This window comes from Flavobacterium sp. (assembly GCF_044371705.1).
In the GTDB taxonomy this organism is placed as follows: domain Bacteria; phylum Bacteroidota; class Bacteroidia; order Flavobacteriales; family Flavobacteriaceae; genus Flavobacterium.
In genome coordinates, this window is record NZ_JBILTE010000165.1 from 1 (window position 1) to 5624 (window position 5624).

A 5624-nucleotide genomic window follows, 5' to 3' on the forward strand; every position below is an offset into this window, starting at 1 on the left:
GTATTTTAAAGACAATAGACTTCAAGTTTCCATTTTTATGTCGCCAATCAATGTGCATGTGACCCGCTATGCCATCAACGGAAAAATTAATTTCAGCAAATATCACCCCGGCAAATATTTGGTTGCGTGGCATCCAAAAGCAAGTACAGAAAACGAACGAACGACCGTTGTCATTGAGAGTCGCAATTTCGGGGAAATTCTTTACCGCCAAATTGCAGGTGCTTTGGCTCGAAGAATAGTCAATTATGCACAAGAAGGAATGATGGTGAAACAAGGAACCGATGCCGGATTTATAAAATTTGGTTCTCGTGTGGATTTATACTTACCTTTAGGTACAAAAATAAATGTTTCATTGAACCAAAAAGCAGTGGGTGGCGAAACCATCATTGCTTCAAAATCTGAATGACCAACAAAGATTTAGATACTCGCTTTAGGGAAGCTTTTGAGAAAGCATCCAACATGACCGAAACGTTACCTCCGGACGTGATGTTGCGTATCTATGCCTATTATAAACAAGCAACTCACGGAATGGTTGGTTACACACAACCTTCGACCAATGATTTGAGAAATGCTTTTAAAACCAATGCTTGGATGCAAATAAGTCATATTTCTTCCGATGAAGCAAAGGAATTGTACATTGAAACCATTAATTCTTTAATCCATAAAAAAAAGTAACTATGAAAAAATCTGTGCTAAGCTTAAGTTTTGCTCTACTTGTGATTGGTTTCCAATCTTGTAACAATAACAAAAATTTAGAAGAAGTAGTAGAAGTACCAGGCCCTGAAAATGAAAAAGTAGAAGTAGAAATGGGCAAACCCGAAGATGTTAAAGCCGACGCAGGCGGTTCATTTGAAATGATTGCACTTCCGTATGCCTACAATGCTTTGGAACCTCATATTGATGCCAGAACGATGGAAATTCACTTTTCGAAACATCATTTAGGCTATACCAATAATTTAAACAAAGCAATTGCCGGAACCGACATGGCTAATATCTCGATAGAAGACATTTTGAAAAAAGTAGATGCTGAGAACAAAGCCGTTCGAAACAATGCCGGCGGTTACTACAACCACAATTTCTTTTGGGAAATTATGGGAGCCAACAAAGGTGGTGAACCAACTGGTCCGGTGGCCGATGCTATTACAAAAGATTTTGGTTCATTTGCCGATTTTAAAACACAATTTACTGATGCCGCTACCAAACAATTTGGTTCAGGTTGGGCTTGGTTAGTGGTTGGAAAAGACGGCAAATTAAGTATCCTTGCAACACCAAATCAAGACAATCCGTTGATGACAAAAATTGGGTTGTCAGGAACGCCTATTTTGGCTGTTGATGTTTGGGAACACGCTTATTACTTGAATTATCAGAATAAAAGAAAAGATTATGTGGAAGCTTTCTTCAATGTAATCAACTGGGAAAAAGTAGCTGAAAAGTATGCCGCTACCCAAACGGTACCGGTTCAATAATTTCTACTAACATATGATAGATCCCGGACTCACGTTCGGGATTTTTTTAATTTACTATTTATGAGAAATCATTTTCTATTCCTTATTGTCGTTATTTTTTTAGTCTCTTGTAAAAAAGAGGATGAAAAGAATGCTACCAAAGTGGCAAGCGATCTGAATCATTTCAAACTAAAAGGAAAGATACAATCGATTGATGAAAAGTCCTTTGTTTTTGCTGGAGGTACAATTGGCGAACGCAAAAGAGAAAATTATTCAGAATATGACTACGCCATGACATTTAATGAAAACGGTCAATTACTTTCTGAAAAAAAGTTTTTATCCAACGGAATGGTGCAAGAAGAAAACACTTATGAAGGTCTGTCAAAAAAGCTATTTATGTACCAATACATGAACAACAGTTTGTTTTTAACTAGTAAATATTCATGGGACGATTTTGGAAACAACATCATTATCACTCGAAGAAATCCGGATGAGTCGCAATACGACAAGATTGTTCAAACATTCGTGGCCAATAAAATTGTTCAAAAAAGAACGTTTGATGCTCAGGACAATTTAACTGATAAAATTACCTACGAATACGATGCAAAAGGAAATCTGATTCATGAGAACTACTATAAAAACAGAGATTTGGTTACACATAGCATTGCCTATGAATACGATTCCAACAATAACAAAATGATAGAAACCTATTATACCGGTGCCGATGAACTGGTTTCCGTAACCAAATTTAATTACTTGAACAATTTGTTAATCAATGTAGCATCGTTTCCCAAAGGTCAAGAACTGCAATATGCGGAAACTAAAATGTATGATGCGAAAGGCAATTTGAATTACAATAAAATTACTGACAATTCCGTCAATACTGAAGTGGAAGAAAAAATGAATTTTGATAGCAAAAAAAACATGCTATCAAGTATGATTTATCAAAATGGCATGCTCATGCAATCTGTTACCAATAAATACAATGAAAACAATTTATTAATTGAAACGTTAGTAACCAAACAAGATGGGACTGTAGAGACAAAAACCTCTGAGTATGAAGTGGATAAAGCAGGGAATTGGATTAGTAAAATTGTTTATTTAAACAAAGAACCGCAATTTAAAATTCAACGAACGATTACGTATTTTGATTGATAGTCAATTAAAGACTTTCAAACTTAAAGATTCTGTCAAGCTGAACTTGTTTCAGCTTCTCTTCAGAAAATGTAAAGACGCTGAAACAAGTTCGAAATTGAAAAATTTATTGAGATGCTGAAACAAGCAGCATGACAACATAGTGCTTATTTATTTGTTTGTCAACCCCGCCAAACTTTGTTCAATCGTTGCGATTTTAGCCAAAGCATCTGCTTCTTTATTTCGTTCATTGTCAATAATTTCCGGTTTAGCATTGGCAACAAACTTGTCATTGGACAATTTCACTTGAACCGATTGTAGAAAGCCTTTGGTGTATTTCAATTCTTCTTCTAACTTATTAATCTCTGCATCCACATCAATGTTTCCGGTTATCGGAATAAAATATTCATTTGATTTGACACGATACGTCAATGCACCGTTAACTTTTTCTGTTACGTAAGTCAGTTCACTTAGGTTTCCTAACTTCATGATGATTGCATCAAAATACGTAGAAGCGTTTTCATTATTTACAATCTTCAACCCAATAGTGTCTTTAAAAGAAATATTTTTTTCTTTACGAATGGTTCTAATTCCGGCAATTACTTCTGCTACAAAATCAAAATCAGCAATTAAATGTTGATTCACTAAGGTCATTTTTGGCCATTCTGAAATAATCAACGCTTCTTTAGGAGAACGCTCGGCAATATACTGCCAAATTTCCTCAGTTATGAAAGGCATGAACGGATGCAATAATTTCAAGTTATTCTCCAGCATTTCAATGGCTTTGTCAAACGTTGTTTGGTCGATGGGTTGTTGATAAGCAGGTTTTATGATTTCTAAGAACCACGAACAGAAATCATCCCAAACCAATTTATAAATAGCCATCAAAGCATCAGACAAGCGGTATTTGTCAAAATTGTTTTCAATCTCCAGCAGGGTTTGCTGTAATTTCGCTTCGTACCATTCAATGGCAACTTTTGAACTTTCCGGTTGCGGAATAGCTGCTACCTCCCACCCCTTGATTAAACGGAAGGCATTCCATATTTTATTGGCAAAAGCTTTACCGTTGTTGCATAATTCTTCGTCAAACATGATGTCGTTTCCGGCAGAAGCACTTAAAAGTAAACCTACACGAACACCATCGGCACCAAATTTTTCAATCAACTCAAGTGGTTCCGGTGAATTTCCAAGCGACTTCGACATTTTTCGGCGTTGTTTGTCGCGAACCAATCCCGTTAAATAGACATTCGTAAACGGTTTTTTTCCTGTGTATTCATAACCTGCAATAATCATTCTCGCCACCCAGAAAAATAAAATATCCGGACCGGTTACTAAATCATTGGTTGGGTAATAGTACTTAAAATCTTTATTTTCAGGTTCTAAAATACCTCCAAAAACAGCCATTGGCCACAACCAGGAAGAGAACCAAGTGTCTAAAGCATCAGGATCTTGCGATAAGTTGTTGGTTGTAAGTTGTTGGTTGTTGGTTTTTTCTTTGGCTAAAACTAACGCATCATTGATGTTTTCGGCTACAACAAAATCCTCCTTCCCATCACCATAAAAATAGGCCGGAATTTGTTGGCCCCACCATAACTGACGAGAGATATTCCAATCGCGTATATTTTCTAACCAATGACGGTAGGTGTTATTAAAACGGTTGGGATATAATTTTACTTCATTGGTTTCCAACACTGCTTTGATTGCAGGTTTTACCAAATCTTCCATTTTCAAAAACCATTGATCTGATAAACGAGGCTCGATTACTGCTTTGGTTCGCTCCGAAGTCCCCACTTTATTCATGTGGATTTCCGTTTTAGACAGTGCCCCAAGTGCTTCCAATTCTTTTACAATTTCAGTTCGCACCACAAAACGGTCTTTTCCTTGGTAATGCAATCCATAGGAATTCAAGGTAGCATCATCATTGAAAATATCGATAATTTCCAAATGATGCTTCTCTCCCAATGTTTTGTCATTCACATCGTGAGCAGGAGTAACTTTCAAGCAACCTGTTCCAAATTCAACATCAACATATTCATCTTCAATAATTGGAATCACACGACCACAAATCGGAACGATTGCTTTCTTCCCTTTCAAATGAGCAAAACGTTCATCGTTTGGATTGATACAAATGGCAGTATCACCAAAAATAGTTTCAGGACGAGTTGTTGCGATAATAAGCCCCCCATCCCCCGAAGGGGGAGTTTGAGCATCGTTATCAACTATTTGGTAACGAATAAAATATAATTTTCCACTTTGTTCTTCAAAAATCACTTCTTCGTCAGACAAAGTCGTTTTCGCTTCCGGATCCCAGTTAACCATTCTATATCCGCGATAAATCATTCCTTTATTGTACAAATCCACAAAAGATTTGATAACGGAGGCTGACATATCATCATCCATCGTAAATTTGGTTCGATCCCAATCGCACGAACAGCCCAACTGTTTCAATTGTTCTAAGATGGTTCCTCCATATTTATCGGTCCATTCGTAGGCATGTTTTAAGAACTCTTCACGAGTTAAATCCGATTTGTTGATTCCTTCCGATTTCAATTTTGCAACAACTTTCGCTTCGGTTGCAATAGATGCGTGGTCGGTTCCGGGCACCCAACAAGCATTAAGCCCTTTTAAACGGGCTCTTCGAATCAAAACATCCTGAATAGTATTGTTCAACATATGTCCCATATGCAACACTCCGGTAACGTTTGGTGGCGGTATAACAATGGTATACGGCGTTCGTTCATCAGGTTCTGAATGAAAATAATTATTTTTCATCCAGTAGTCATACCATTTCTTCTCGGCTTGTTTGGCATCAAATTGTGCAGGAATCGACATAAATTCTATGTATTAATTATTCTCCTAATTGAGAATACTGTTTGATTAAATTAATTGTTCAGCAATAAACGAACAGAATCACTAAAGTGGTCTGATATTTGCAATTACTGCAAAAGTAAGTATTTAAGAAGAGTATTAAAAACGATTTTACTATTTGTAATTTACTTAAAAGTAAGTATTTTTACAAGACCCAAATTCTATTATTATGAAAAA

Annotated in this window: 5 protein-coding genes; 4 read left to right on the forward strand and 1 reads right to left on the reverse strand. The window is 36.5% G+C overall.

What is annotated here, in order from left to right; genetic code table 11:
* From ACIQ2S_RS10585 to ACIQ2S_RS10600, 4 genes are all read left to right on the forward strand, one after another.
* Positions 1–406 (forward strand): phosphatidylserine decarboxylase (locus ACIQ2S_RS10585; protein ID WP_396175761.1); only part of this gene is annotated, 406 nt, incomplete at its 5' end.
* Positions 403–675: an acyl-CoA-binding protein gene (locus ACIQ2S_RS10590; protein ID WP_396175763.1), complete on the forward strand. Its 273-nt coding sequence runs from the start codon at positions 403–405 to the stop codon at positions 673–675. The genes ACIQ2S_RS10585 and ACIQ2S_RS10590, both read left to right, overlap by 4 nt.
* Positions 676–806: 131 nt before the next feature.
* Positions 807–1466, forward strand: a complete 660-nt coding sequence (locus ACIQ2S_RS10595; protein WP_396175769.1) for a superoxide dismutase — start codon at positions 807–809, stop codon at positions 1464–1466.
* A gap of 60 nt (positions 1467–1526) precedes the next feature.
* Complete coding sequence (locus tag ACIQ2S_RS10600) at positions 1527–2600, forward strand: hypothetical protein (RefSeq protein WP_396175765.1); 1074 nt, start codon at positions 1527–1529, stop codon at positions 2598–2600.
* Positions 2601–2750: 150 nt separating this feature from the next.
* On the opposite strand, the gene ACIQ2S_RS10605 is transcribed toward ACIQ2S_RS10600, so the two are convergent.
* Complete coding sequence (locus tag ACIQ2S_RS10605; protein ID WP_396175767.1) at positions 2751–5411, reverse strand: valine--tRNA ligase; 2661 nt, start codon at positions 5409–5411, stop codon at positions 2751–2753.
* Between the last annotated feature and the right edge of the window lie 213 nt (positions 5412–5624).

Excerpts from the sequence above, each read along its gene's own strand:
- ACIQ2S_RS10590 (WP_396175763.1), top strand. The coding sequence starts at position 403 with ATGACCAACAAAGATTTAGATACTCGCTTTAGGGAAGCTTTTGAGAAA.
- ACIQ2S_RS10595 (WP_396175769.1), top strand. The coding sequence starts at position 807 with ATGGGCAAACCCGAAGATGTTAAAGCCGACGCAGGCGGTTCATTTGAA.
- ACIQ2S_RS10605 (WP_396175767.1), bottom strand. The coding sequence starts at position 5,411 with ATGTCGATTCCTGCACAATTTGATGCCAAACAAGCCGAGAAGAAATGG.
- ACIQ2S_RS10600 (WP_396175765.1), top strand. The coding sequence starts at position 1,527 with ATGAGAAATCATTTTCTATTCCTTATTGTCGTTATTTTTTTAGTCTCT.